This is a genomic window from Pacificispira sp. (assembly GCF_965228185.1).
Classification (GTDB): domain Bacteria; phylum Pseudomonadota; class Alphaproteobacteria; order UBA8366; family Aestuariispiraceae; genus Pacificispira.
On the sequence record NZ_CBDDHE010000002.1, the window covers coordinates 484,279 to 510,113 of the forward strand.

The following is a 25,835-nucleotide window of genomic DNA, read 5'->3' on the forward strand; positions in this document are numbered from 1 at the left end:
TTGGCGGCATGAAAAATCGAAATTACATCACCGTCAATAAAAATATCGATATTTTTGGAAAATCTCGATATCCTGCCGCCATGCTGCTATGAAAGGTGGCAAAAGGCCTCTGGGGGACGCGGAGCAACAAGGTCTGATGGCAAGCAATGTGGTTGAAATCGGCGCCGAGTCGCCGGAGCGGACAAATTCCGAACGCGCCTATCGGCTGTTGCGGAACGACATCATTTCCGGCGATCTGGCGCCGGGCCTGAAGCTGAAGATTGAGATGCTGCGCCAGCGCTATGGTCTGGGCGCCGCACCGATCCGCGAGGCCCTGGCGCGCCTGTCCAGCGACCATCTGGTGCGCCTGGAAGGGCAGCGCGGCTGCGAGGTCGTGGCCATGTCGGCCGCCGATGCCCGCGATGTCGGCCATGTCCGCAAAATGCTGGAAATCGAGGCGCTGCGGGATTCGATCACGCGCGGCGACGAGATGTGGGAGACCAATGTCATCACCGCCTTCCACCGGCTGGAAAGCATCGAGCGCCAGATCAATCAAGGCATCGACGACCTGTCGGAATGGGAGCGCCGGAACAAGGCGTTCCATGTCGCCCTGGTCGCCGCCTGCGACTCCCCCTGGCTGTTCCGCCTGCGCCGCCAGGTCTTCGACCAGCACGAACGCTACCGCCGCCTGTCACGGGTCAAGACCGTGCGCACCCGCGACATCAGCCAGGAACACCGGGACCTGTTCCAGGCCGCCATCGACCGCGACGTCGAACGGGCGACGGCCGTGATGGAAACCCATATCCAGGGCACCACCGACGCCGTCACCGCCGCCCTCGCCGCCCGCGAAAAGACGGGCGAGTAGCGATTTCGCCCTTCCGAGGAAAAAGGTTGGGACAAGCGCCCATTTCCATCCGGAAATCCAGAGCCCCGCGGCACGACCGTGCCGATCCCTCTGGATCCCCGCCTGCGCGGGGATGACGAGGGTAAGGGCTGAAACCTCATCCGTGCTCCTGCGAAAGCAGGAGCCTCGTCAAACATCGCTCGGCGCCAGAACTCGGAAGGTTCCTGCTTTTGCAGGAACACGCTGGTTATCCGTCAATCCCGCGCGAGCGTGGGCCTCCGACATGACGGGAGCCCTCCCTCGAGAGGGAGCGGAAACCGCAAAAACCCCGCATTAATCCGTCATTCCCGCGCAGGCGGGAATCCAGCGCCATGTGGCACGACCGTGCCTGTCCCCCTGGATCCCCGCCTGCGCGGGGATGACGGTGAGGGGGCACTCAGAGGGCCTCCTCGGACATCGCTCGGTGCCGGGACGCGGAAGGTTCCTGCTTTCGCAGGAACACGGTGGTGCCCGCTCAATACAAATGTTTGCGGTAGCTTTCTTCCAGGCGTTCGTCGGCGGTCTTCACCGTGGCCTCGTCGATTGCCTCACCCTCGCTGGTCTGGTTCAGGATGATCCGGGCGAGGCTGGGCATGACGGAGCGGTCGACCTGGGCGTCGGCCTCCCACAGGCGGGAGCGTTTCAGGGCCTTGGCGCAGTGCAGGAAGGCTTCCTCTACCTGAATGCGGATAGCGATTTCCGGGCGCTTGTTCTTGATCACCGCCCGGTCCAGGATCGCCGGGTCGCGGGTCAATGTCGCACGTCCGTTGATGCGCAGCGTGTCTTCGAAACCGGGGATCATGAAGATCAGGCCGACCGACGGATTGGCCAGGATGTTCGACATCGTGTCCAGCCGATGATTCCCCGGCCGGTCGGGAATGGCGATGGTGTTGTCGTCCAGCACCTGCACGAAACCGGCGGGGTCGCCGCGCGGCGAGACGTCGGCGCGACCGTCGCCGCTCATCGTCCCGATGCACAGGAACGGCGACAGGGCGATGAAGTCGCGGCAATACTTGTCCAGCTTCGGCAGCGATTTCTTCGCGGCGAGGCCGGACGGATGGCCGATCAGGTCGCGCAGGGCCTCCTCGGTCCGGATTTCGTAATCGGTTCCGGTGTCGGCTTCCGAAGCTGGGGCGATGTCGTTCGGCATGGTCTGAAATCCTCGATTGCTGCGCGGAGGGCGCCTGCATAGCACAGCCGACAATGCTTCGCATTCTCGACTTTGCCATTCGCTATCGGAATCCGGCCAGGCGGATCGGTCCTTTACAACCCGGCGCCCCGCCCCCTATCTCGACGGCACGCGACAAGGGACCGGGACGAGGCAGGATGACCGAGCGCCAGACGACATTGCATCTGCTCTGCGGCAAGATCGCGGCGGGGAAATCCACCCTGGCGGCGCGATTGGGAGCGGCACCGGACACCGTGATCGTGGCGGAGGATTCCTGGCTGTCCCTCCTCTACCCCGACGAGTTGAAGGGGCTGGAGGATTACGTCCGGGCGTCCGGGCGGCTGCGCGCGGCCATGGCGCCGCATCTGCGCGATCTCCTGAGCGCCGGGCTTTCCGTCGTGCTGGATTTTCCGGCCAACACGCCGAAGCAACGGGCATGGATGCGCGAACTGATCCGGGATACGGGGGTCGGGCATCGCCTGCACTATCTGGATATTCCAGACGATGTCTGCCGCGACCGCCTGCGCCGCCGCAATGCCGAGGGCGGGCATGAGTTCCAGGTATCGGACGCGATCTTCGACCAGGTCACCCGCCACTTCACCCCACCCGCGCCGGAAGAAGACTTCGACGTCACGGTCTACAAGGACTAGGTGGCGAACCACACGCCCAGCGCGGCGGCGGTCAGGCGGGCGGGGGATCCGGCGGGGGATTTGCGCGATACCAGCGCCCGCCAGGGCACAGCGATCCCGCCTTGCGTCGCGGGCAGCGCGATCAGGCTGCCGACGGCGATTTCCCGCGAGATGCCCCAGCGGCTGAGGACCGAGATCCCCGCCTGGGCCTTGATCAATTCGCAGATCGCGTCGACCGAACCCAGATTGCGCTTGCGCAGCGGGGACGCTCCTTCAGCAGCCCACAGACGGTCGGCCTCGAAACCCGGTTCGCTGGACAGGGAATAGGTCAGATAGACCTGGTCGCGGAAATCCCTCGCACCGATATGGGTCCGGCCTTCGAAAGGATGGCCCGGCCAGACGGCGACCACCAATTGATCGTCGAACAGATCGACCGCGTCGGCCAGCCCGACTGGCCGCGCGCCAGGCAGGATGACGATGTCCAGCGCCCCTTCGGACAGCCGGTCCAGGGCGGCGTCGGCGGCGTTGGGTTCGATTTCGATCGCGATGCCCGGCTGGCGGTCGCGGAACCAGGCCAGGAAATCCGGCAGCCAGTGATAGGCGTTATAGTTCCCGACGGTCAGCCGCACGACATGGCGGATGCCCTCGGACGACGCGGCGGCGATCCGTTCCGCCTCGTCCAGATCGGACAGGACCCGCCGCGCCGTGTCGGTCAGGATCTGCGCCGCGGCCGTCGGGCGCAGGCGGCGTCCCGATTTCTCGAACAGGCTGACGCCCAGCCGCCGTTCCGCCTCGCGGATGCGATGGGTCAGCGCCGATTGCGTGATGCGCAGCCGCTCCGCCGCCAGCGCCAGGGTGGTCTGATCGGCCAGAACCACGAACATCTGCAGATGCTGAAGCGACAGGGCGGGCATAAATATATGAATCCGTTTCGCAGTTTCGCCGCATTTTCTGAATTTGTTTTGCGAACGGGTCAATGCCTATCCTGCCTTCGGGGTTTCCGGGCGATGGAGGCGCGGGATGCTGGATACGGTCAAACTGCATGACGATTTCGGGGTTGAGATACGCGGCGTCGACCTGCGCGCCGTGACGCGGGACCATCTGTTTCCGGACATAAGGGCGTTGTTCGAGGCGCATTCCTTGCTGCTGTTCCGGGGTCAGGACTTCGACGAAGACACGCACCGTGCCCTCGCCACCCTGTTCGGCCCGATCGAGGATTTGCGCGACGCGGCGGAAGGCGCGCCGATCGAGCGCGCCATGGTATCGAACGCCATGACGGCGGGCGCCCTGGTCGCCGACAAGCGGCTGAGGCTTCTGGACCTGAAGGCGAATTTCTATTGGCACACGGACAGCACCTTTCTGCCGGTCCCGGCGATTTCCAACGTGCTGGCGGGTTATGTCATCCCGTCCGGCGGCGGCGCGACGGAGATCGTGTCCACCCGCATCGGCTGGGACCGCCTGTCCCCCGCCCTGAAGGAACAGGCACGCGGCGCGGTCGTGCGGCACCGCTTCACGCATTCCCGCCGGCTGGTCGATGAGGAGCTGGCGCAATTGCCGATCTATACGCGCTATCCGGAGGTCCTGTGGCGGGCGGTCTGGCGCAATCCGGTCAACGAGCGCGACGCCCTGTTTCTCGGCGCCCATGCCGGCGGTATCGTGGGCCGGGAGGACGCGGACGGCAGGGCGCTGATATCGGCGCTGATGGACGCCGTGACGGGGCCGGAGGCGATCTATGCCCATGCCTGGCGGCCGGGCGACGTGCTGATCTGGGATCAGCGGGCGACGATGCATCGCGGCACGCCCTGGAACTACGAGGAGGAGCGGACCCTGGCGAGTTTCGTGTCCAGCGCCGTCGAGGCGGACGGCATCGCCAGCGTCCGCCCAAGACAGATAGAACCCGAATTGGAACTTCAGTAGAGAGAAGGAAGAGACATGCCCTGGCTGATCGTCAGCAACGACAACGAGAACGGCCCAAAGATCCGCGCGGACCAGGCGGTGATGGATGCGCATTGGCAATACGAATTGGCCAATCGCGACAAGATCCTGGTCGCCGGCAGCCTGCGCGAGGATGACGGCGTGACCAAGAACGGCAGCGTCCTGCTGCTTAACGTCGCGACCCGGACAGACGCGGAAGCCTTCTTCGCCAACGATCCGGCGACAAAGGCCGGCATGCGCGGCGCGACCGAGATCCGCTGGCTGAATGTCGCCATCCTGGACACAGAGGAGCAGCCGTAACGCCATGACCACGAAATCCTTCGGGCAGAGCCGCGACTTCATCGGCTATGCCGACGACCCGCCCTTCGCCGACTGGCCCGGCGGCGCGCGCATCGCCGTCAATTTCTGCCTGAACTACGAGGAAGGCGGCGAGCGGTCGATCCTGGAAGGCGACGGCCAGTCCGAAACCCGGATTTCCGACGTCACCGTCGATGCCAAGATCGACGGGCGCGAGCTGAATATCGAGCATTCCTATGAATACGGCGCGCGGGTCGGCTATTGGCGCATCCTGCGCGCCTTCACCGACCGGGGCATGAAGGGCACGGTCAATCTGGTCGGCCGCGCGGGGGAGCACAACCCGCTGGCGCTGAAGGCGCTGATCGAGGCCGGGTTCGACCTGCACCCCCATGGCTGGCGCTGGATCGATTATTCGACCCTGACGATCGAGGAGGAGCGCGCCTATATCGCCAAATCCATTGCCCAGATCGAGGCGCTGACGGGCGAAAAGCCGCTGGGCTATTACGCCGGCCTGCCGTCGGTGAACACGATCCCGCTGGTACTGGAACGCGAGAACTTCCTCTACACCTCCGATGTCTACAATGACGACCTGCCCTATTGGTCGCCGGATCATCCGGGGCTGCTGATGGTGCCCTATTCGCTGGACACCAACGATTCCCGCTTCGCCCGCGACGGCGGCGGCTATGTCCTGGGCGAGGAGTTCTTCACCTATTTCAAGGACAGTTTCGACATCCTGTACCGCGAGGGCGCGGAACGGCCGAAGATGCTGACCGTCGGCCTGCATGCCCGCCTGCTGGGGCGGCCGGGGCGGATCGGGGCGCTGCACCGGATCTTCGACTATGTCCTGTCGCATGAGCATGTCTGGATCACCCGGCGCGACGACATCGCCCGGCATTGGGCCGCGACCCATCCCGACCCGCGCGTCCAGGGGGCCTGAGCCATGGACGGCATCGTCACCGGCGTCGCCCAGATGGGCGCGATCCAGAAAGCCGACACCCGCGAGACCGTCGTCGCGCGGATGATCGAATTGCTGCGCGAGGCCAAGGCGCGGGGCTGCGGCTTCGTCGTCTTCCCGGAACTGGCGCTGACCACCTTCTTCCCGCGCTGGGTCTATGACCGGGGCGATGCGGAACTGGAAGCCTTCTACGAGGACACGATGCCCGGCCCGGCGACCCGGCCGCTGTTCGACATGGCGCGGGATCTGGGGATCGGCTTCTACCTTGGTTATGCCGAGAAGGCCGGGGCCAAGCGCTTCAACACCGCGATCCTGGTCGAACCGTCGGGACGCATCGCGGGCAAGTACCGCAAGGTCCACCTGCCCGGCCATGCCGAGCCGGACCCCAGCCGCCTGGGCGAACATCTGGAGAAACGCTATTTCGACGTCGGCGACCTGGGTTTCCCCGTCTATGAGACGATGGGCGTCAAGATGGGCATGTGCATCTGCAACGACCGCCGCTGGCCGGAGACCTATCGCGTCATGGGCCTGCAGGGGGTGGAACTGATCGCGCTGGGCTATAACACGCCGACCGGGCTGGGCGAGCCCTATCAGGCGGCGGCCCAGGCCAATTTCCACAATTCCCTGACCATGCAGGCGGGCGCCTATCACAATGCCTGCTGGGTCGCTGCGGCGGCGAAATGCGGGGTCGAGGAAGGCTTTCCGATGATCGGCCAGAGCATGATCATCTCGCCCCTCGGCGAGGTCGTTGCCCAGGCCGCGACCCTGGAGGACGAGCTGATCGCCGCGCGCTGCGACATGAAGATGGCGCGCTATGCCAAGACCGAGATTTTCAACCTGGCCCGGCACCGCCGCCCCGAAGCCTACCGTCCCATCGTGGAGCGGGTCGGCGCGGGCGGCCTGATCCAGCCGGACCGCAAGGCGATGGGGCTGGACGATGCCTGATGTGGTCTATCTGAACGGGCGCTATTGCCGGCCGGAGGAGGCGACCGTCTCCGTCTTCGACCGGGGCCTGCTCTTCGCCGACGCGATCTATGAGGTCGCGGGCGTAATCGACGGCAAGCTGTTGGATTTCGCCTCGCACATGCAGCGGCTGGACCGGTCGATGGCGGAGATGCGGATGCCCTGCCCGCTGAGCCATGCCGAGATCCTGGAGGTGATGCGCGAACTGGTCCGGCGCGAGGGCGTCGACGAGGGCCTGGTCTACATGCAGTTCACGCGCGGCAGCACCGGCGACCGCGATTTCCTGCCGCCCGACGATCCCAAGCCGACGGTTTTCGGCTTCGCCCAGCACAAGTCTGAGGCCACGAAGGCGGATATCAAGAACGGCATCGCCATGGTCTCCCAGCCCGATATCCGCTGGGGCCGCCGCGACATCAAGACGGTCGGCCTGATGGGCAGCGTCTTCGCCAAGATGGCCGTCAAACCCACCGGCGCCGGAGAGGCCCTGCTGCACCAGGACGGCTTTGTCACCGAAGGCGCCGCCACCAGCTTCTTCGCGGTGAAGGACGGCGCGATCCTGACCCGGCCTCTGTCAAACGACATCCTGCACGGCTGCACCCGCAAGGCGCTGCTGGGCCTGCTGGCCGAAGGCGACATCCGCCTCGACGAACGCCTCTTCACTCTGGAAGAAGCCCACACCGCCGACGAGGCCTTCATCACCGGCGCCTCGACCTATGTCACCCCGGTCGTGAGCATCGACGGCCGCCAACTGGGCGACGGCACCCCCGGCCCGGTGACGCGGCGGTTGCAGGAGATCTATGTGGATTTCGCGCGGCGGGACGCGGTCTGAGAGCGGGACGGCGTCTAATCTTGCTGTGATGACACGCCGAGCCGATAGCCGACGCCGCGGACGGTCAGGATCACCGATGGATCCCCCATCTTCCGCCTGATGCGGCTGATATAGGCATCGATCATGCGGTCGGTCGGCGGATCGGCGGTGTCGGAGACAGCGTCGAGCAGTTGATCCCGGTTCAGAACGCGCCGGTTGGCCCGCACCAGGGCGCCGAGTATTCGGAGTTCCATCGGGGTGAGGTCCACCGCTTGGCCGCTTTCGTCCAGAAGCGTGTAAGCGTCCAAATCCAAGGTCCAGGTGCCGAACCGTAGGAGGGTCGTCGCTTCCGCCTGGGCGGGTCGGCCCTTGCTGCGGTTCAGCACGTTCCGGATCCTCGCCAGGAGTTCCCGCGCGTTCACCTGTTTGTCGATATAGTCGTCGATACCGGCTTCGAAGGCCGCCAGCCTGGCGTCATCTTCCTCACGCGCGGTCAGGACCACGATCGGCGTGTCGCGCAAGGCCCGGATACGGCGGATCAAGACCAACCCGTCTTCGTCCGGGAGGCCGAGATCCATCAGGATCATGTCGAATGCCGAGTTCTTGATCGCTGCAAGCGCTTGTTCCGCTTCGCCCACGGCAGTCACTTCGTGTCCCCCGGCTTCCATCTGAAGCCGCAGGAACTCCTGCATGATCATAACATCCTCAATGATCAGGATGCGCGCCGACGTCGATCCGGTCATGAGTCACAATCTCATTCTCAGTCAAACTGCAGTCACATTACACCAAAAGCAGGATCAAGAGGCAAACGTATACCCTTATACGTGAGCCTGTTTATTCGCAGGCAATCCGAGTGCCACGAACAAACAACCGGTGATTTTTCGATATGATCGATACGCTGACCACCATCTTCGACCGCGCGGGCCTGATGCCCCATGGCGTCTGCTTCGCCTGGCGCCCGGATCTGGTCTTCGCGCATGCCGGCGCCGACCTCATGATCACGGTCGCCTATCTTGCGATCCCGATTGCCCTGTACAAGCTCGTCAAGGCCCGGGCCGATATTCAGTTCGGGTGGGTACTCTATACCTTTGCCGCCTTCATCCTGCTTTGCGGGCTGACCCATGCCGTGAACATGTATGTGCTCTGGGAGCCGAATTATGCGTTCCAGGCCCTTGTAAAACTCGCAACCGCCATCGTTTCGATCGCGACGGCCGTCTTGGTCTGGCGCATTCTTCCGAAACTCTATGCCCTTCCGAACATGAGCCAGTTGCTCCAGACCAACAAGCAATTGGCCACGGAAGCGAAGAAGCATGCGACGGCCAAAGAGCAGCTGGCGCAGCGCACCAACGAATTGCAGGCGTCGAACCAAGATCTGACCGAATCCAATCGGCTTCTGGTCTCGGAAATCGAACAGCATACGGTGGCGAAGGACCAGCTGGCGCAGCGCACCGAGGAATTGCAGGCGTCGAACGAAGACCTGACCGAGTCCAACCATCGTCTGGCCTTGGAAATCGATGAACGGAAAGCCGTGCAGCTCCGTTTGGCGGCGATGACGCAGGAGCTGCAGCGCTCCAACGAGGATCTGGAAAGCTTCGCCTATACCGCGTCGCACGACCTTCGGGCGCCGCTGCGGGGAATCGGCAATCTGATCGGCTGGGTCCGGGAAGATCTCGGCGACAAGGTCGACGAGGATGCCGAATCCAAGTTTTCGCTGATGACGGATCGCGTTCAACGCATGGAGCGGATGCTGGAAGACCTCCTGCAGTATTCGCGTATCGGCCGGACCGACCTGCAGGAAGCCGAATTTCAGCCGGAGCAGAAGATCCGGGAGGCTTTCGATCTGCTGAACGCGGAACAACGCTTCGAATTGGAGATTCCGGACCCGTTGCCGACACTGAGCGGCACGCCGATCGCATTCCAGCAAGTCGTGGCGAATGTCATCGGCAACGCGATCAAGCACCACGATGGCGAGACCGGACGGATCCGCGTCTACAGCACGCGCCAGGATGCCTTCGTGCGCATCACCATTGCGGATGACGGGCCCGGCATTCCGGAACAGTACCGCGAGCGCGTTTTCGCCCTGTTCCAGACCTTGAAATCCCGCGATTCCGTCGAGGGCAGCGGTATGGGACTGGCCATCGTCCGCCGGGTCCTGGATGTCGCGGGCGGCAAGGTGTCGATCACCGGAAACGACCACGGCCGGGGTGCCTCGGTTCACATTGATTGGCCGGCCCCCGAAACGCAGGCCAGCGCAGCGTAATAGGAAAGGAACAGAAAGATGACGATGAACATACTTCTCGTTGAAGATGACGAAGTCGATCGGATGCTGTTTCACCGCGCCCTGAAAAAGGCGGGCGCGAAGTGCACAGTCGTCGATGCGACCGACGGTGCCGAGGCCCTGGAACTGTTGCAGTCCCTTACCGGGTCCGGGGAACGGTCCGGGCAGGCGCAGAACACCGTCATCGTGACCGATATCAACATGCCCCGCATGAACGGTCACGAATTCGTGGCGGCGGTACGGGAAAATCCCGATCTCGCGAATGCGGTGGTGTTTGTCTATTCCACCTCCGCCACCGAAGAGGACCGCCATTTGGCCTATAGCCGCCATGTCGCCGGTTACCTGCTGAAGCGCGGGGATGACGATGCGCTGAAGGATATCGGATCGCTGTTCGATGTTTACAGCCGAACCGTGGAATTGCCCGATGCCTGAGACGCTCCACATTCTGGTCGTCGACGACGAGACCCTGGACCGGATGCAGGTGCGTCGTTGTCTGGATCGCTCCGACCTTACGTTCGCGCTGTACGAGGCCGCCGATGCGGACGAGGCACGATCGATCTATGCTACACGAAGCTTCGACTGCGTCCTGATCGACAACGGTCTGCCCGGCGTCACGGGGCTCGAATTCCTGGCGGAACTTGTCGACATGTCCGACCGCGTTCCCGCCATCATCATGCTGTCCGGCGCGGGCAGCGACATGCTGGCCGCAAGCGCGATGAAAAGCGGTGCGGACGATTACCTGGCCAAGGCCGCCCTGTCCCCCGAAAGCCTGGAACGCGCCGTTCGGTCGGCGGTGAAGATCGCAGCTCTTCGCAACAATGTGGAACGTTCCGAAACCCGCCGGGCGGCGGACCGCGATGTCCTGGAGAAAGCCGAAGAAATTGCCGGCATGGGAAGCTGGCAGATTGATCGGTCCAGCGGGGCGGTCAAATGGTCGGCAGGCATGTATGCGGTTCTGGGCCTGGCGCCGGGGGATTCGGCGCCCAGAATGGAAATGCTCACCGAACTGATGGACAACGATACCCGGGAAGCGTTTCTGGCGCGTCGGTCCCGCCTGCTGGAAGACGGGGAGTCCTTCGAAATAGAGTTTCAGATCCTCGGAAAGGACAACCGCAAACGCTTCCTTTACTATGTCGGCCGCCCCGTTCGCGATTCCCGCAATCGACTGGTCGGCGCCAACGGGATCGTTCAGGACATTACGGCCAGGCGTCTCTCCGAGGGCGCACTGGAACGTACGAACAGGGTCGAAGCGATCGGCGCCCTGTCCGGCGGCATCGCCCATGACTTCAACAATCTTCTGGGCATCATCCAGGGAAATCTGGATCTCATCCGCCGCAAGGCGGGGGACGACGCGGCGCTGATCCGGCGGTTGGATGCCGCAGAGAAGGCGACGCGGCGCGGCAGCGACCTGACCCGCAAACTGTTGAGTGTTTCCCGTCAAGAGGAAGGCGCTGGCGAGCCCACAAATATCGCGACGCTGGTCGACGGGCTCGAAGACATTCTCGCGCGTTCGGTGACCAATCGCGTTCGGCTCCAGATTTATGCCCAATCCGATCTTTGGGTGTCCGATGTCGTTCAGGGCGACCTGGAAGACGCCATCATCAACCTGGTGATCAACGGCCGGGACGCCATGCCGGATGGCGGCGAGATCTATATCGAGATGGCAAACAAGACCACGGACCGGTTTCCCGGCATGGCCCGCCGGCCGGGCCAGTCACAGGATTTCGTCGTGCTTTCGGTCAGCGATACCGGCACGGGCATTCCGAACCACCTTCGCGACCGAGTCCTGGAACCCTTCTTCTCCACCAAGGAGAAATCCAAGGGAACCGGCCTGGGGCTGAGCATGGTCTACGCCTTCGCCAAGCGATCGGGCGGAGACATCAACATTTACTCGGAACCCGGGGTCGGGACGACGGTTCAGGTATATCTGCCCCGCAGCAAGTCCGATACCGCCGCTGCATCCGAGGCCGCCGGACCGTCCCAACCATGCGAGAGCCTGTGCGGAAGCGAGGTCGTGCTTTTCGTCGATGACGAAGCCGAACTGCGTGATATCGGATGCGCGATCCTGGAAGATCATGGCTATCGCGTGGTGACGGCGGTCGATGTCGAAAGCGCCCGCGATGCGCTGAAAGTCCATGAGGTCGACCTTCTGGTGACGGATGTCATCATGCCCGGAAAGCACAATGGGGCCGATCTCGCACGAGAGATGTGCAGCCGCGAGCCGCGGATTCCTGTGGTGCTGTCTTCGGGGTTCAGCGGCAATCTTACAAACAAGATCTGCGGCGAAGCCAATGTCGACTTTATCGACAAGCCTTACACCGCGGCCGAACTGGTTTCTGCCGTTCGGCAGGCATTGGACGTCGCCGGAACAGTCGCGAATGAAGACGATCAGACTGTTCGGGAACTGCCCGCAGGCCAATGCGGTGCGCCAGGATCCGACAAGGCAATGGTGCCGACGGGTCAGAACCGTTTGATCGTCAATGGAGACCATCCATGAACGCCTTTCACTCTATCCGGAAGTTGCTGGTACTGGACGACGAGGCCGATTTCGCCGAACTGGTCTGCGAGGTCGGCAGCGAGGCCGGTCTGCGTGTCGCGGCGGCGAATGATTTCGCGCAGTTCAAGGATCAGTACATGGACGATCCGGACGTCATCGTGTTGGATCTGTCGATGCCGGATTCCGACGGGATAGAGCTCACGCGTTGGCTGTCGGAACAGGGTTATTCCGCGCATCTCATTTTGATGAGCGGTGTGGACAAACAGATCCTGGAGACGACGAGGGAGATCGCCGCCAAGCGGGGCCTGAACGTGATCGGGGCGCTGCAGAAGCCGGTTTCGATCGACAAACTCGAATCGTTGCTGCGCATGCCGTCGGCGAGCTCCAACCAGGGTTCCGCCCCGGCCAAACTGCAAACCTTCGCCGATGAGGAGATCGTCGCTGCATTGAGAAGCGGCGAGATACATCCGCACTATCAGCCGAAGATCTCACTGACTCAATTGGTGTGCAGCGGGGTGGAAGCCCTGGCGCGTTGGAGCCACCCTGTACACGGCATACTCGGTCCAAACGCATTTCTGCCGCGTCTGCTTGCCCTGGGGCATTCGGACGAGCTGGCTTCGCGCATGTTCAGCGCGGCCGCCGACGACCTGGCCGATCTGCGGCGCGACGGATTTGACGTCAAGGTCGCGCTGAATGTCGAGGGCGAGCAACTTGCCGATCCCGGATTCCCGGACCGCATGAGCGATATCGCAACGGAACGCGGATTGAAGCCGGCCGACTTCGTGCTGGAGGTGACGGAACACGGGGTCGTTGCGCGCTTGTTCAACACGATCGAGAACGTGCTTCGCCTTCGACTGCGCGGCTTCAGCGTATCGATCGACGATTATGGGACAGGCCATTCCACCATGTCCCAACTTCAGCGCCTCCCCTTCTCCGAGCTTAAGATCGACAAATCCTTTGTCGATCGGTTACCCGGCTGTGCCAAGTCGCGGTCCATCGTCGCCTCGACGATCGAATTGGCCCACCGCCTCGGCCTGAACGTCGTTGCGGAAGGCGTGGAGACCCCCGACCAAACCAGAACGCTTGCCGAAATGGGATGCAGTTCCGTTCAGGGCTTTCTGTTGGCAAGGCCCATGAACATTGGTGCCTTGCGCGACTTTCTGACCGATGGCGTCTCCCGCCTTAGCGCCGAGCGTCTGGCTCTGCCGGCGGAAAGCCGGTTCTTCTAGATCTCCGCCGGAACGCGATAACCGACCTCAGCCACACAACGACAGGCCGATACCATGTTTGACTTCACCTCGCATTTGATACCGCTCGTAGCGAATGTCGGCATGCTGGCACTGCTGGCATGGGGGGTCTCCCTGTCCGGGGCCATGCGAATACCGACGGGCGGTCGGATCAATGGCCGAAAGTCCGTGATTCTGGGCCTCACCTTCGGGATCGGGGCCGCCATGCTCATGAATATTCCGGTCGAAATTCAACCCGGTATTCTGGGTGACGGCCGGGGGGCGCCCCTTCTGATGGCCGGCATTGTGGGCGGTCCAATCGCCGCGTTGATCGCGATGCTGATCGGGGCCACCATGCGGCTCTACCTCGCCGGCGCCGGTGCGATCCCCGGCGCGCTCTATATCGTGTTGATCTGTCTGATCGGCGCTGCCTGGGGGGAATTTCACCGTCGTACCGGTCGCCCGGGGAAAACAAGACTCGGCCGGCTGACTCTTCTGGCGGCCGTCGCAACCGCGGTGACAATGCCCCTCGTCCTTCTTCTGCCGGAGTCGCAGCAGCTCGCCGTCTTGGTAAGCCTGTGGCCCATAAACTGTATCGCAAACACCGTTGGTATGGCGGTCCTGGCCACCTTAATCGGCCATGAAATAAACCGTCGGCAACACGAGATTGAGCTGGAAGAGCAGAAGGAGGCCGCGCGAAACGCGACGATCGCCAAATCCCGCTTTGTCGCCGCGATCTCGCACGATATTCGCACGCCGATGAACGGTATCCTCGGTGTTCTGCAGATGGCGGACCGGTATCAGATCGACGACGAGTTCCGGACCCGTTTGGAGGTCGCCAAGAATTCAGGTTTCTATCTGCTGACCCTGATCAATCAGGTTCTGGATTTCTCGCGAATTGAATCCGACAAACTTCAATACGCCGAAGAAGAGTTCACGCTGGATGGCCTCGCGTCGGACATCGAAACGATTTTCGGGTTCCAGTTCGAAGAAAAACGCGTGGCGCTTTCGGCCGCTGGCCCCAAGCAGGACATTGGGACCTATCTCGGCGACGTGACCCATATCCGGCAGATCCTCTTCAATCTGGTCGGCAATGCCCTCAAGTACACGGATCGTGGCGAGGTGAGCGTGCGTTTCGACATTGTCAACGCGCCCGGGGATCAGGCGCGGCTGAAAATTCTTGTTCAGGATGACGGGATCGGCATTCCGAAAGCGGATCTCAACGGGATCTTTGACGAATTCGCCAAGGCCACCAACGCCCGCGGTGCCGGGACCGGGCTGGGGCTCAGTATCGTCAACAAGATCCTACAGGCCCTCGGCGGCACGATCGACATCGAAAGTGTGGTCGGTCTTGGAACGAAGGTCACCTGCTGTGTGCCGGTTCTGGTGGTGGAACCGACGGTCAATGTCGCGGAAGAGGACGACACGATCCCACAGGACCGCTGCGCGCATGTGTTGATCGCCGAGGACAATCCGATCAACCAGATGATCGCCGAGACCTTCTTGCAGCATGCCGGTCACCGCTCAACGATCGTGGATAACGGAAAGCGCGCGGTCGACGAGATCCGGGCGCGGCCTGACGCATACGATCTGATCCTGATGGACATTCAGATGCCGGAAATGGACGGTATTCAAGCGTCGATGGAGATCCGGAAGTTGGGCGGCCGGGCAGCCGACCTGCCGATCCTGGCCCTGACGGCAAATGCCTTCGAGGATCAGAAACAGGAATATCTGACCGCCGGCATGCAGGATGTGCTGACCAAGCCGATCAAGCAGGAAATTCTGCTGGAGGCCATCCAGAACCACCTTTCGACAGACGCCCGGAACATGGCGGAACATCAAGACGAAGTGGACCCTTTCATGGAAAGCACGAACCAGAAAATCGAATATGACCAGATCAGGAACCTGATCGATGTCGCCTCGGCAAGCAGCGTATCGAACCTGGTGATGAAACTGGAGGGGGAGTGCGATCGGATCCTTGGACGGATCGACGAGGCGTTCGACGCCGGTCAGCCCGCAACCAAACCGGCCCATGAGTTGAAGGGGATGGCGATGGGGTTTGGCATGACGGGCGTCGCCGAACTGGCAAAGCGCATGGAAAACGCGAATGTCAGCCTGTTGGAAAGCTGCCAGCTCAAGGATGCCCTTCGCCGGGAACTGGACGAAAGCTTGCGCCTGGTGCGGTCCTATGTCGAAGAGCGCCATCGCGCTGAGTTGAATGGATAGGCGACCCACGGTCGCTGGGAGTTGCGAACGGCATACGACGCCGCCACCGACATGGGTGGCGGCGTTGCCGATTCAGTCGCGTGTGGTGAGAAGAACAGGCTTCGGTTCCTCGGCGGGCCTACGCCCGGCAAAAGCCTCTTAAAGTTGCTCCAGAATGACCACCTGGACATCGGTCTGATCGGGCAGGATCGGCAGTCGGATCAGCTCCGCCCTGGAGGACTGACCGAAGGTGCGTTTGGCACTGCTGTCCTCGAAATAGGACAACGGCACGCCGGCGGCGTCATGCAATTCGACCACAAGACCGTGATCGCGGGATGCCATTTCAATCACTGACTTCAACCAGGTCAATTTGAGCCCGGTCACGAAGACATACCGGACAGAACCGTCCTCATTCTTCGCGACATTGCTGACGGCCAGAACGGGTTCGTTGGAGACCTTGCCGACCAGAAACTCGCCGATGACCGGTCCGCCGCTTTCGATCGCCTTCTTGAAATACAGCCGCTCGGACAGATCGACATTCTTGTCGACCGGGCCGGCCGGGGTGCAGTCGAGCATTCCATCCGGCTTGATCCTCAGGAATACGTCGTGATGGTCCTTGTTCTTCTGCAGTTCTTCCGAAAGCGGCAGATGGCAGGTCTCGCCGGACAGCGCCCGCGGATCATCGATGACGGAACGAAGCCTGTCCTGACCGGCCGTAACGCTCTCCCCGAGGCTGTTCTGCATGCTTTCATATATCAGAAGCGCCGCTTCGCGACTGTCATTCGTCAATCGATCCAGGATGAGGACAAACAGGGCGATTCCAACCCCCACGGCGACCGTGGCTCCCAGCAAAATTTTCGTGGATTTTTGCATGTCATCTGTCTCCGTCGGCGGCATGGGATCTGGCGGGCGGCTCGATGTCGGAAACGGCCTGTGCGATGCCGAATGATCGGCCTGTTCTGGCCTTCAACTGTCTCTCCAATTCCAGAAACGAGTGTTCGACCTCGCGAAAAAGCTCGTCCGTCGCCGGAGGAACCGGTTCGTCGCCGTCCCGAACGGCGGCCAGCTTCTCCGCCGCCTTCGCCGCGCGGGCCAGTCCGAAATTGCCTAACATGCCCTTCAACTCATGGCTTATGGCCCCGACCAGGGCCGGGTCGCTCCCGACTTCCTGCAGTCGCGTCAACTGTACCGACGCGCTTGTCCTTAGCTTACGGACCAGGTCCTCCAGCATTTCGGGGTTCACAACGGACACCAGGGGGTCGAGAACGGCAGGGTCGACCAGCGGGACCGCGGTGGTGCGGTCTTCCCCCGCGTCCATCGGCAGGGTGTCCCCGTTGTAACGCTTTCCGGCAAATCGTTTGATGCAGTTGCGCAATTCCGCGATTTGAACCGGCTTGGAGATCGCGCCATTCATCCCGGCGCCGATATACTCTGCCTGCTGATCGGAAAACGCATTCGCGGACAGCGCGATGATGGGCAGTGTTTCGGCATCATGGATGCGTCGAATGGCCTTCGTCGCTTCCACCCCATCCATCTCGGGCATCTGAATATCCATGAAGACGATGTCCGGAAGATCGCCTTCTTCGGACAGGAGTTCCACCGCCTCACGCCCGTTCGAGGCGATTTCCACGACATGCCCGTCCTGCTCCAGCATGGTGCGGGCGATCTCTTGGTTGATCATGTTGTCTTCAACGACCAGAACCGCGACGGGCATCATCGGTGCGGTTACCGGACCAGGAGGAGCATCGGTCAGTTCACCTTGCGGTGCGTCCAGTGCGAGGCTGAAGGTCGCGCCCTTGCCCCGCTGACTTTTGACCGACAAAGACGCGCCAATCGTATCTGCAATTCGTTTGCAGATGGCGAGCCCCAGCCCGGTGCCTCCACTCATTATACCGGTCTCGGTTTGCTCGAACTCTTCAAAGATCCTGGATTGATCCTCCTCCGAGATACCCGGCCCGGTATCGGTCACGTCGATCTCCAGCCTACCGGTTCCGGCAGCATCCTCCCGAAGCGAGGCGCGGACCGACACGGAGCCATGTCGGGTAAACTTGATGGCGTTGCCGATCAGATTGAACAGAATCTGTTGCACCAAGTTTCGATCCGCGACGATCACGTCGTTCTCGGTACCGTCATAGCTGACCTCGAGCTCGATGCCCTTTGCCCCCGCCTGATAGAAAAAGATCGACTGCAAGGCATTCAACATTACCTGAACGGAAAACGGGGCCGGTTTCACGGGCAGAGAGCCCGCGTCGATTTTCGCGAAATCGAGAATCTGATTGATGAGGGCCAGCAGAAACTGGCCCGAATCCTGGGCAGTCTTGATCTTCTCCTTAACGTCCCGGGGCAGGTCTGCGCGATCCAGGATCTGGTGAATCCCAAGGATTGCATTCAAGGGCGTCCGTATGTCGTGACTCATCGCGGTGAGAAACTTGGACTTTGCTTCTGCCGCGCTGTCCGCCCGTCGCCGTTCGCGCTCTGATTCCTGTTCGGCCAGGCGTCGCGCATATTCCCGGCCCAACATCCCGCCCAGCAACGCAATACCGAAAATGTTTGCCGCAAGCAGCAGTGGCCAGAGCTGCAGGAGAATGGGCAGACGCGACGCCGGATTGAATGTCAGGATGCCGATGCTTGAAACGCCGGTCGCAACGGTTGCAATCAGCAGCATGTCGACAAGGCCCGGAAGTTTGCCGGCTCTGCGATTGAACGCCCAGAATGTCATAATGCTGAACGCGGCAAAGATTGCGACATAGATCAGCCCGGATAGCACGCCGCCGCCGCCGAGAAGTATGCGCATCCCGCCCGCGATCGCGCCGGCGACCAATGCGGCGACGGGTCCCCCGAAAATACCGGACAACAGCACCGGCACGGCCCTGGCATCACCAAAAATGCCCGGTTCGAACTCGATCGGGATATTCATCAAGAGCGCGGCCGTGGCACCGAAGCTGACGCCGATCACAAGGCTGAACCAGATATGCGGGGTCCGAACGGTTCGCGAAAGCTCTCGCCCATAGATCGATACGACCCAAGCCAGCAGCGCCAGGACCCCGATATTTGCGAGGAACGGGATATAGCTCCGAACGAGAATGTCAGATAACCCACTGGACATTCTGAATCCCGCCTTTCGCGATTCTCACTATCCAAAACAAGGCAAGTATCAGGAAATGCCTTAATTTGTGTTAATGTGACAGATAAAAACGCCTAGTGAAAATAGGGGATTCCCTTTCGCCAGGAAAGGTCTGGGCAAAGTATCGGCACGTCTCTGCCTGAACAGTTTAGCGCGGAAGAAGCCCGAAGCCTGCCGCTTTAGTCTGCCGGATCGTGTGGCACGGTCGCCCGCAGCCCGGCCCATCCGCCCATTGTCGACCCTGCGGGCCGGTAAGCGCCCCTACCCCGCCATGGCCGCGTTGGGCCGGACGGGGAACAGGCGGTCATAGGCCAGGGTGAAGACATAGGTATAGGCGACGACGAAGCCGGTCACGACGATATCCATGGTCAAGGCCTGCAGGATCGTCAGGTCCAGCCACCAGCAATAGAGCGGCAGCGAAGTGACGACGAGGAAGAATTCGAAGCCGACCGCGTGCAGGATCCGCCCGATGGCGGAACGGTCGGAGGCGATGCGGCCGCGCCGCGCGTCGATCCGGTCGAAGGCCCAGTTATAGACCACGCTGACGGCCAGCGCCTTCAGCGACAGCAGCACGCCCAGCAGGCCGATACTGGCCAGCCCCTTGTCGAAGAAAACCGCGCCGACCGGTACCAGGACCATCAGCAGCGTGCCTTCGAAGGCGATGGAATAACGCAGGCGGTCTTTGCCCGACCGCAGGGCGACTTTGTTCGACATGACCGTATCCAACCCGATTGTCCCCTCTCCGGGGGTGCTCACCGAAAAACTGAGGCCCTTTTAACGGAATTCACGGAAGTTTATAGTTAGTACCTATCTAATTTTCAGATGGATTGTTGATGCCCAATCTGACCAGCCTGGAGGCCTTCGTCCTGGCCGCCGAAACCGGGTCTTTCTCCGCTGCCGCGCGCCGGATGCGCAAGGCGCAGTCGGCCGTGTCGACCGCCATCGCCAATCTGGAAATCGACAGCGGGGTCGACTTGTTCGACCGCGCCGGGCGCAATCCGGTCCTGACCGCGCATGGCCGGGCGCTGCTGCCCTATGCCCGCAACGTGCTGTATGGCAGCCAGGAATTCATCGCCAAGGCCAACACGTTGAGCGAGGGGGTCGAGGCGGAATTGTGCCTAGCGGTGGAACAGAGCATCGGCATGGCGTCGCTGCTGCCGCTGCTGGGGGAGTTCGCAGAGCGCTTCCCCCATGTCGCGCTGGACCTGCTACGCCCCGGGCCGAACGACACGGCGGCGCTGCTGTCCGGCGGCCGGGCGGATATCGGGCTGATGATCGAACAGGAAGTCTATCCGATCGGGTTCCAGTTCCGGGGCGTCGGGCATTCGAAACTGGTCCCGGTCTGCGCGCCGGGCCATCCGCTGGCGGCGCTGGATACGGTCGGCCATGGCGACCTGCGCCGGCATCGGCAGTTGATCACCCACAGCCGGTCGCGCACCCGCCCGGCGCAGATCGGCGACCGCAAGAGCGCCGCGATCTGGCAGGCGGAAAGCCCGTCCCTGATCGCCGATCTGGTGATCGCGGGTTTCGGCTGGGCGGAATTGCCGAATTCCCTGGTCGCGGCCCATCTGGAGAGCGGGGCGCTGGTCGTCATGTCCTATCTGTTTCAGCAGAGCGATCTACTGGAAGGCATCGACGTGGTCTGGACCGAACGCCATGCCCTGGGGCCCGCCGGGCAATGGCTGCGCGACAGCCTGCTGGCCATGCCGCAAACGGCGTGGCGGGACGGGTAAGCAAGTATCGGGTGGGCGGCGATACGGCGGAACGCTACCTGACCGGGGACACAGCGCACAGGGAGACCGGCCTTGCCTCGAACCGATACCGCAATCCTTACGGGGAGCGATCCGCACGACGATCCAATCGCACCATACGATTGGAGCCTGATCCTGGCCGAAATGAACCGGACCGGCCATGCGGTCCTGCCCGGACTGCTGTCGCCCCAGGCATGCGGCGCGCTTGCCGAGCTATACGATAGAGACACGCTGTTCCGCAGCCATATCCGCATGGCGCGGCACGGCTTCGGCCGCGGTGAGTACAAGTATTTCGCCTATCCCCTGCCCGACCCGGTCACGGCGCTGCGCCGCGCGCTGTATCCGCGCCTGGCGCCCTTGGCAAACGACTGGGCGGAACGCTTGCGCGGAGACCGGCGGTATCCGGCGGACCATGCCGAATTCCTGGCACAATGCCGCGCGGCGGGCCAGGCGCGGCCGACGCCGCTGCTGCTGCAATACCAGGCGGGCGACTATAACTGCCTGCATCAGGATCTCTATGGCGATCTGTACTTCCCGATCCAGGCCGCCATCCTGTTGTCCGAACCGGGGCGGGATTTCACCGGCGGCGAATTCGTCCTGACCGAACAGCGCCCGCGCATGCAAAGCCGGCCGCATGTCGCGACGCTGCGCCAGGGCGACGCGATCCTGTTCGCCGTCAACAAGCGCCCGGTCCGGGGCACGCGCGGCGACTATGCCGTCACCCTGCGCCACGGCGTTTCGCAGGTGACCTCCGGACATCGCCACACGCTGGGCATCATCTTCCACGACGCGCGTTAGGTTGGGACTTCTTCCCTTTATTGCAATTAAGAACGATTCGCGATACAAGCATCGGGTCGATCACCGGACCCTGGCCCCGATGCATACCCAAAGTGAACTGTTGTCGATCTACGACCGGAACCGGGAGGAGCTTGTCCGCTTCTCCCTGTCCATCGTCGGCGACATGGCGGCGGCGGAAGATGTGCTGCAGGAGGCCTGGATGAAATTCGTCCGGGTGGCGCTCAGTCAAAAGATCGACGAGCCGCTGGCCTATCTGCGGACCATCGTGCGGACCTTGTCGATCGACGCGCGGCGGCGGACACAGCGGGAAAGCGCGCGTGTCGTCGCCGACCCGGCGGCACTGATGACGGTTCCGGACCGCGACAATCCGGGGCCGGAGCGGGCCGCCATCGCCCGCGACGAGCTGACCCTGCTGCGCGCGGCCGTGGCGGAACTGCCGGAACGCACGAAACGGGCGCTGACGCTCTATTGGCAGGAGGGGAAAACCCTGCGGGAGGTCGCGGCGGCGCTGGACGTATCCCTGGGTCAGGCCCATGCCCTGGTCAAGGACGGGCTGGAACATTGCCGCCAACGGCTGAATCGGTCGACACATATCCACTGATGGGATTTCTTTCACTGAACATCCAGGCGGGGTCCAGCGTCTAGACTATACCGGGCGATTTCCGTCCCGGGGTATCGCCGCGCAGAGCAATTTCCAGGAACAATGAACGATACCGTGAAAGACATCGAAGAGCCGAACACGGCGACGGACTGGCTGATCGCACTGCGCGAACGGCCAGGCGATCCCGCGCTGCACCGCGCCTTCGACGCCTGGCGCGCCGCGTCTCCGGAAAACGAGATCGCCTGGCAGGAAGCGGAACATACCGCGTCGCTGCTGGCCGCGCTTTCACCGGCGCAGACGGGTCCGGCCGCCCCCCTTCCCGAACCGGATTTCTCGCTGCCGCCCGTGAAACCCCGCAGAACGGGCCGCCGACTGTTGGCCGGTGCGGGACTGGCCCTCGCGGCGCTGCTGACCTGGGCCGCGGCGGACCGGTTCATGCCAATGGGCACGCATCAAACCCGCACGGCGGCGACCCAAGAAATCACTCTGGGCGACCAATCCGTGATCACGCTGGCCCCGGATACCGCGATTACCGTCGAGTATTCCGAGACCCGGCGCCAGGTCATCCTGCATGCCGGGCAGGCCTATTTCGACGTCGCGTCCAACCCGTCCCGCCCCTTCGTCGTCCAGGCGCAGGATTTGACAGTCACCGTCCTGGGCACGGAGTTCGAGGTCGAGGCGCGCGACGGACAACGCGCCGTGACCGTGTCCGAAGGCATCGTGTCCGTTCTGGCGGATGGGATCGACAGTACCGAAACCCTGCGCGCCGGGGACCGCCTTGCCAGCATGGACACCGGCGGCTGGGCCCGCAGCGGCCAGCGCCCGGACACGGTCGCCGCCTGGCGCGACAATCTTCTGGTCGCGAACGGCGCCCGGCTGGACCAGGTCGTTGCCGACCTGTCACCCTATTTCGGCGGCTATATCGTGATCGCCGAAGGGGATCTGTCGGGCGAAAAGGTGACCGGCGTTTTCGACCTGCGCCATCCCGACAAGGCATTGGCCGTCATGGCGCGGTCGCACGGCTTCCAGGTCCGTGCCCTGTCCCCCTGGCTTCTGGTCGTCAGCCGGATTTAACGGCCGTCATTTCGCCAGTTCCCGCATCACCGTGCCGGCGAGCGTGACGGGGCGAGACTCATCGCAAAGTCGCCCGTCGTCATGTCGGCCTCTGATCCCACCGGCGCCCCCTTCAGTGCGATAGCGTGAGAAATTCTCAATTTTTTCTGAACATCGCCAAACGACCCAGCGTCAACGAAACAGTGGTCATTGCGACTGATTGTCAAATGCAGTTGGTCGCCTGTTTCGAGGAGGGGAGTTCAGATGTTCAGTTTCACCGCCGGTTTCCGGGGGGCGCACCGGCTTGGTGCCGCCCCGTTCAAGGCGTCCATTCTGGCGACGATGCTGGTTTGGTCCACCGGGTATGCCGCACCGCAAGCCGCGCTGGCCCAAAGCGTGTCGCAGGAACAGAAGACCTTTGACATCGCGGCCCAGCCGCTGGCGGAAGCGATCACCGCCTTCGGCCTGCAGGCGGGAGTCCAGATTTCGGTCAATCCGGCCCTGGTCGCCGACGCGCGGACGGATGGCGTCAGCGGCACCATGACGGTGGAAGTCGGCCTTGCGGCCCTGCTGGCCGGGACGGATCTGGTCTGGCGCCAGGATGACAGCGGGATCGCCATCGTCCAGGGCGTCAGCGGCGGACCGATCGTCCTGCCGACCCTGACCATCGTCGGGGAGAAGATCGAGCGTTCCTATCTGGACACCCAGACCAGCGTCGGGGTCGCCACCGCCGACGATATCGACCGTTACAAGCTGGACGAGCTGTCGGACACGTTCAACACCATGGCCAATGTCCGCCTTTACCCCAGCAGCCAGGCGAACAAGGGCATGCAGATCCGCGGCGTCAGCGCCGACGGTGTCTCGGAGCCGGAAAACTCCGCGCCCACCATCTCGGTCATCATCGACGGCGTCGCCCAATCGTCGGAGGCGCTGCGCCGGGGTTCCCGCGGGACCTGGGACATGGAACAGGTCGAGGTGCTACGCGGTCCGCAATCCACCCTCTATGGCCCGAACGCCATGGCCGGCGCCATCGTCATGGAAAGCCAGGACCCGACCTATGATTGGGAAGCGGCGACCAAGGGCGTCTATGGCAATGACGAACGTCATGACGGCGCGATCATGGTCAACGGCCCGTTGATGGAAGACCAGGTCGCGATCCGCATAGCCGCCGAGAGCCGCAATCACTACAAGGACATCGACCAGGCCACCGAGGCGGATAGCGCCTTGAACGAGGACCAGTACCGGTCCATTCGCGGAAAGCTGCTGATCGAGCCGCGCCGGATCGAAGGGTTGAGCGTCACGCTGATGGCGAACGACATCTTCGACAAGCCGTCGACGTCGACCGTCAATGGCGACGACCATTTCGCGCGGCAATACAATTCCCTGTCGTCCGGCTTCTCGACCGAGGAGCTGCGTAAGATGAACGCCAATAACTACAGTGCCGAAGTCGTCTATGACATCGATGACAGCCTGTCGCTGACCTCCGTCACGACGTTCCACGACGCCTCGCTGACCATCGAAACGGCACCCGGCAACACCGCCTTCATCCGCGACGACAAACGCCGGGACGAGAACTTCTCGCAGGATCTGCGCCTGAACCTGGAAGGGGACAGCGCCCTGACCGGGACGATCGGCCTCTATGCCGCGCGTCAGGACAAGGCATCCTACGGCACGATCTTCGTCGGGCTGGGTGCCGGTCTGGGGGTCACGGTCGATGTGCATTCCGACGCCCGGAACACGATCGACACGACCGCGATCTACAGCGACCTGCGCTATGACCTGGGCGACGGTTTCTCCCTGATCGGCGGCGGGCGCATCCAGCGCGACACCGTCTCCAACTTCATCGACCGGGACGTGACATCGCTGGCCGCCAACACGGCGGGTTTCGACATCACCTTCGCCAAGGACATGGACGAGAAACGCACCGATGTCGCGCTGCTGCCCAAACTGGGTCTGGCCTATGACGTCACGGACAGCCAGGTCGTGGGCCTGACAGTGACCCGCGGCTACCGCCAGGGCTTCAGCCAGGTGGTCGAGGAGACCGTCAACGATATCCGCGAAGTCGCCCCGGAATATGTCTGGACGACCGAGCTGTCCTGGCGCGACGAAAGCGTCCAGAACCTGACCTGGGGCGCGAACGTGTTCTACAATTCCTATCAGGATCAGCAGGTCACGATCTCCAACAACAACGTCCTGTCCTCGTTCAATGCCGAGGGTTCCTATTCCTACGGCGCGGAACTGGAAGGCCGGGCGACCGTGATGGAGGAATTCAGCACCTTCGGCGCGCTGGGCCTGTTGAAAACCCGGCTGGGCGAAGTCAACGCCTCGACCTGCGCCAGCGCCAGTTGCGAGGGCAACGACTTCCCCGAGGCACCGGCCATCACGGCGTCCCTTGGCGGGGCATGGGACAGCGACACCGGCCTGTTCGCCGCCGCGGACATCAACTATTCCAGCGAATTCTATTCGAATTCGGCCCTGACGAATGACGATACCCAGCGGCTGAACGACTTCTTCCTGACCAATGTCCGGGCGGGCTACCGCTATGGCAGCGTCCGGCTGATGGCCTATGTCGACAACCTTTTCGACAAGGAATACCAGACCAGCAGCGCCTTAAACCAGACGTCCGCCTCAATCGGCGACGGCCGGACCTTCGGCCTGCAGTTGGACGCCAAGTTCTGACACCGG

General features: G+C 62.7%; 23 protein-coding genes. 17 read left to right on the plus strand and 6 right to left on the minus strand.

Annotated elements, in window-relative coordinates; genetic code table 11:
- Positions 1-136 precede the first annotated feature (136 nt).
- Positions 137-844 carry a GntR family transcriptional regulator gene (locus ACO06O_RS02275; protein ID WP_421875850.1) on the plus strand — a complete coding sequence of 236 codons (708 nt, stop codon included), beginning with the start codon at positions 137-139 and terminating at the stop codon, positions 842-844.
- Positions 845-1,337: 493 nt separating this feature from the next.
- Here the strand turns inward: ACO06O_RS02275 and ACO06O_RS02280 are convergent, their stop codons facing one another.
- On the minus strand, positions 1,338-2,012 hold the full coding sequence (locus tag ACO06O_RS02280) for a pyridoxamine 5'-phosphate oxidase family protein (RefSeq protein ID WP_421875852.1): 675 nt from the start codon (positions 2,010-2,012) through the stop codon (positions 1,338-1,340).
- 176 nt (positions 2,013-2,188) lie between these two features.
- Between ACO06O_RS02280 and ACO06O_RS02285 the strand changes: the two genes are divergently transcribed.
- The gene (locus ACO06O_RS02285; protein ID WP_421875854.1) at positions 2,189-2,680 is read left to right on the plus strand and encodes an AAA family ATPase; all 492 of its coding nucleotides are present in this window, start codon (positions 2,189-2,191) and stop codon (positions 2,678-2,680) included.
- Here ACO06O_RS02285 and ACO06O_RS02290 read toward each other — a convergent pair.
- Positions 2,677-3,573: a LysR family transcriptional regulator gene (locus tag ACO06O_RS02290; RefSeq protein WP_421875856.1), complete on the minus strand. Its 897-nt coding sequence runs from the start codon at positions 3,571-3,573 to the stop codon at positions 2,677-2,679. The two genes, ACO06O_RS02285 and ACO06O_RS02290, sit on opposite strands and share 4 nt — an antisense overlap.
- A gap of 106 nt (positions 3,574-3,679) precedes the next feature.
- On the opposite strand from ACO06O_RS02290, the gene ACO06O_RS02295 reads away from it, so the two are divergent.
- The 5 genes from ACO06O_RS02295 to ACO06O_RS02315 are packed head-to-tail and all read left to right on the plus strand — an operon-like array spanning position 3,680 to position 7,638.
- Positions 3,680-4,576 (plus strand): TauD/TfdA dioxygenase family protein, encoded by an 897-nt coding sequence (locus ACO06O_RS02295; protein WP_421875858.1) that lies wholly within the window; start codon positions 3,680-3,682, stop codon positions 4,574-4,576.
- A 15-nt stretch (positions 4,577-4,591) separates the two neighbouring features.
- Positions 4,592-4,894 carry a YciI family protein gene (locus tag ACO06O_RS02300; RefSeq protein ID WP_421875860.1) on the plus strand — a complete coding sequence of 101 codons (303 nt, stop codon included), beginning with the start codon at positions 4,592-4,594 and terminating at the stop codon, positions 4,892-4,894.
- A 4-nt stretch (positions 4,895-4,898) separates the two neighbouring features.
- Positions 4,899-5,828, plus strand: a complete 930-nt coding sequence (locus ACO06O_RS02305; protein WP_421875862.1) for a polysaccharide deacetylase family protein — start codon at positions 4,899-4,901, stop codon at positions 5,826-5,828.
- A gap of 3 nt (positions 5,829-5,831) precedes the next feature.
- Entirely contained in the window at positions 5,832-6,791 is a 960-nt protein-coding gene (locus ACO06O_RS02310) for an N-carbamoyl-D-amino-acid hydrolase (RefSeq protein ID WP_421875864.1), read from the plus strand.
- Entirely contained in the window at positions 6,784-7,638 is an 855-nt protein-coding gene (locus ACO06O_RS02315) for a D-amino-acid transaminase (RefSeq protein ID WP_421875866.1), read from the plus strand. The genes ACO06O_RS02310 and ACO06O_RS02315 overlap by 8 nt, the downstream gene beginning before the upstream one ends.
- Before the next feature lie 14 nt (positions 7,639-7,652).
- On the opposite strand, the gene ACO06O_RS02320 is transcribed toward ACO06O_RS02315, so the two are convergent.
- On the minus strand, positions 7,653-8,360 hold the full coding sequence (locus tag ACO06O_RS02320) for a response regulator transcription factor (protein ID WP_421875868.1): 708 nt from the start codon (positions 8,358-8,360) through the stop codon (positions 7,653-7,655).
- Positions 8,361-8,503: 143 nt separating this feature from the next.
- Here ACO06O_RS02320 and ACO06O_RS02325 point away from each other — a divergent pair, with 143 nt between their 5' ends.
- From ACO06O_RS02325 to ACO06O_RS02345, 5 genes are read left to right on the plus strand one after another with little or no spacing between them, the layout of a single operon-like run.
- On the plus strand, positions 8,504-9,877 hold the full coding sequence (locus tag ACO06O_RS02325; RefSeq protein WP_421875870.1) for a sensor histidine kinase: 1,374 nt from the start codon (positions 8,504-8,506) through the stop codon (positions 9,875-9,877).
- 18 nt (positions 9,878-9,895) lie between these two features.
- On the plus strand, positions 9,896-10,327 hold the full coding sequence (locus ACO06O_RS02330; protein WP_421875873.1) for a response regulator: 432 nt from the start codon (positions 9,896-9,898) through the stop codon (positions 10,325-10,327).
- Positions 10,320-12,392, plus strand: a complete 2,073-nt coding sequence (locus tag ACO06O_RS02335; RefSeq protein WP_421875875.1) for a response regulator — start codon at positions 10,320-10,322, stop codon at positions 12,390-12,392. The genes ACO06O_RS02330 and ACO06O_RS02335 overlap by 8 nt, the downstream gene beginning before the upstream one ends.
- Positions 12,389-13,621, plus strand: coding sequence for an EAL domain-containing response regulator (locus ACO06O_RS02340; RefSeq protein ID WP_421875877.1), 1,233 nt, complete (start codon positions 12,389-12,391; stop codon positions 13,619-13,621). The genes ACO06O_RS02335 and ACO06O_RS02340 overlap by 4 nt, the downstream gene beginning before the upstream one ends.
- Positions 13,622-13,675: 54 nt before the next feature.
- Positions 13,676-15,844, plus strand: a complete 2,169-nt coding sequence (locus ACO06O_RS02345) for an ATP-binding protein (RefSeq protein WP_421875880.1) — start codon at positions 13,676-13,678, stop codon at positions 15,842-15,844.
- Between the two features lie 138 nt (positions 15,845-15,982).
- On the opposite strand, the gene ACO06O_RS02350 is transcribed toward ACO06O_RS02345, so the two are convergent.
- The 3 genes from ACO06O_RS02350 to ACO06O_RS02360 form a co-directional block, all read right to left on the minus strand.
- Positions 15,983-16,696 (minus strand): PDC sensor domain-containing protein, encoded by a 714-nt coding sequence (locus tag ACO06O_RS02350; RefSeq protein WP_421875883.1) that lies wholly within the window; start codon positions 16,694-16,696, stop codon positions 15,983-15,985.
- A 1-nt stretch (position 16,697) separates the two neighbouring features.
- Entirely contained in the window at positions 16,698-18,929 is a 2,232-nt protein-coding gene (locus ACO06O_RS02355; protein WP_421875885.1) for an ATP-binding protein, read from the minus strand.
- A 279-nt stretch (positions 18,930-19,208) separates the two neighbouring features.
- The gene (locus ACO06O_RS02360; RefSeq protein ID WP_421875887.1) at positions 19,209-19,661 is read right to left on the minus strand and encodes a PACE efflux transporter; all 453 of its coding nucleotides are present in this window, start codon (positions 19,659-19,661) and stop codon (positions 19,209-19,211) included.
- A gap of 119 nt (positions 19,662-19,780) precedes the next feature.
- Here ACO06O_RS02360 and ACO06O_RS02365 point away from each other — a divergent pair, with 119 nt between their 5' ends.
- The 5 genes from ACO06O_RS02365 (at position 19,781) to ACO06O_RS02385 (ending at position 25,829) form a co-directional block, all read left to right on the plus strand.
- Positions 19,781-20,680, plus strand: a complete 900-nt coding sequence (locus ACO06O_RS02365; RefSeq protein WP_421875889.1) for a LysR family transcriptional regulator — start codon at positions 19,781-19,783, stop codon at positions 20,678-20,680.
- Positions 20,681-20,752: 72 nt separating this feature from the next.
- Positions 20,753-21,496, plus strand: coding sequence for a 2OG-Fe(II) oxygenase (locus tag ACO06O_RS02370; RefSeq protein WP_421875891.1), 744 nt, complete (start codon positions 20,753-20,755; stop codon positions 21,494-21,496).
- Between the two features lie 79 nt (positions 21,497-21,575).
- Complete coding sequence (locus ACO06O_RS02375; protein ID WP_421875893.1) at positions 21,576-22,097, plus strand: RNA polymerase sigma factor; 522 nt, start codon at positions 21,576-21,578, stop codon at positions 22,095-22,097.
- Between the two features lie 102 nt (positions 22,098-22,199).
- On the plus strand, positions 22,200-23,171 hold the full coding sequence (locus ACO06O_RS02380) for a FecR family protein (protein WP_421875895.1): 972 nt from the start codon (positions 22,200-22,202) through the stop codon (positions 23,169-23,171).
- A gap of 243 nt (positions 23,172-23,414) precedes the next feature.
- On the plus strand, positions 23,415-25,829 hold the full coding sequence (locus ACO06O_RS02385) for a TonB-dependent receptor domain-containing protein (RefSeq protein WP_421875897.1): 2,415 nt from the start codon (positions 23,415-23,417) through the stop codon (positions 25,827-25,829).
- Positions 25,830-25,835 lie beyond the last annotated feature (6 nt).

Coding starts and splice junctions, on each gene's coding strand:
- ACO06O_RS02275 (WP_421875850.1), top strand. CDS start 137: ATGGCAAGCAATGTGGTTGAAATCGGCGCCGAGTCGCCGGAGCGGACA.
- ACO06O_RS02280 (WP_421875852.1), bottom strand. CDS start 2,012: ATGCCGAACGACATCGCCCCAGCTTCGGAAGCCGACACCGGAACCGAT.
- ACO06O_RS02285 (WP_421875854.1), top strand. CDS start 2,189: ATGACCGAGCGCCAGACGACATTGCATCTGCTCTGCGGCAAGATCGCG.
- ACO06O_RS02290 (WP_421875856.1), bottom strand. CDS start 3,573: ATGCCCGCCCTGTCGCTTCAGCATCTGCAGATGTTCGTGGTTCTGGCC.
- ACO06O_RS02295 (WP_421875858.1), top strand. CDS start 3,680: ATGCTGGATACGGTCAAACTGCATGACGATTTCGGGGTTGAGATACGC.
- ACO06O_RS02300 (WP_421875860.1), top strand. CDS start 4,592: ATGCCCTGGCTGATCGTCAGCAACGACAACGAGAACGGCCCAAAGATC.
- ACO06O_RS02305 (WP_421875862.1), top strand. CDS start 4,899: ATGACCACGAAATCCTTCGGGCAGAGCCGCGACTTCATCGGCTATGCC.
- ACO06O_RS02310 (WP_421875864.1), top strand. CDS start 5,832: ATGGACGGCATCGTCACCGGCGTCGCCCAGATGGGCGCGATCCAGAAA.
- ACO06O_RS02315 (WP_421875866.1), top strand. CDS start 6,784: ATGCCTGATGTGGTCTATCTGAACGGGCGCTATTGCCGGCCGGAGGAG.
- ACO06O_RS02320 (WP_421875868.1), bottom strand. CDS start 8,360: ATGACCGGATCGACGTCGGCGCGCATCCTGATCATTGAGGATGTTATG.
- ACO06O_RS02325 (WP_421875870.1), top strand. CDS start 8,504: ATGATCGATACGCTGACCACCATCTTCGACCGCGCGGGCCTGATGCCC.
- ACO06O_RS02330 (WP_421875873.1), top strand. CDS start 9,896: ATGACGATGAACATACTTCTCGTTGAAGATGACGAAGTCGATCGGATG.
- ACO06O_RS02335 (WP_421875875.1), top strand. CDS start 10,320: ATGCCTGAGACGCTCCACATTCTGGTCGTCGACGACGAGACCCTGGAC.
- ACO06O_RS02340 (WP_421875877.1), top strand. CDS start 12,389: ATGAACGCCTTTCACTCTATCCGGAAGTTGCTGGTACTGGACGACGAG.
- ACO06O_RS02345 (WP_421875880.1), top strand. CDS start 13,676: ATGTTTGACTTCACCTCGCATTTGATACCGCTCGTAGCGAATGTCGGC.
- ACO06O_RS02350 (WP_421875883.1), bottom strand. CDS start 16,696: ATGCAAAAATCCACGAAAATTTTGCTGGGAGCCACGGTCGCCGTGGGG.
- ACO06O_RS02355 (WP_421875885.1), bottom strand. CDS start 18,929: ATGTCCAGTGGGTTATCTGACATTCTCGTTCGGAGCTATATCCCGTTC.
- ACO06O_RS02360 (WP_421875887.1), bottom strand. CDS start 19,661: ATGTCGAACAAAGTCGCCCTGCGGTCGGGCAAAGACCGCCTGCGTTAT.
- ACO06O_RS02365 (WP_421875889.1), top strand. CDS start 19,781: ATGCCCAATCTGACCAGCCTGGAGGCCTTCGTCCTGGCCGCCGAAACC.
- ACO06O_RS02375 (WP_421875893.1), top strand. CDS start 21,576: ATGCATACCCAAAGTGAACTGTTGTCGATCTACGACCGGAACCGGGAG.
- ACO06O_RS02380 (WP_421875895.1), top strand. CDS start 22,200: ATGAACGATACCGTGAAAGACATCGAAGAGCCGAACACGGCGACGGAC.
- ACO06O_RS02385 (WP_421875897.1), top strand. CDS start 23,415: ATGTTCAGTTTCACCGCCGGTTTCCGGGGGGCGCACCGGCTTGGTGCC.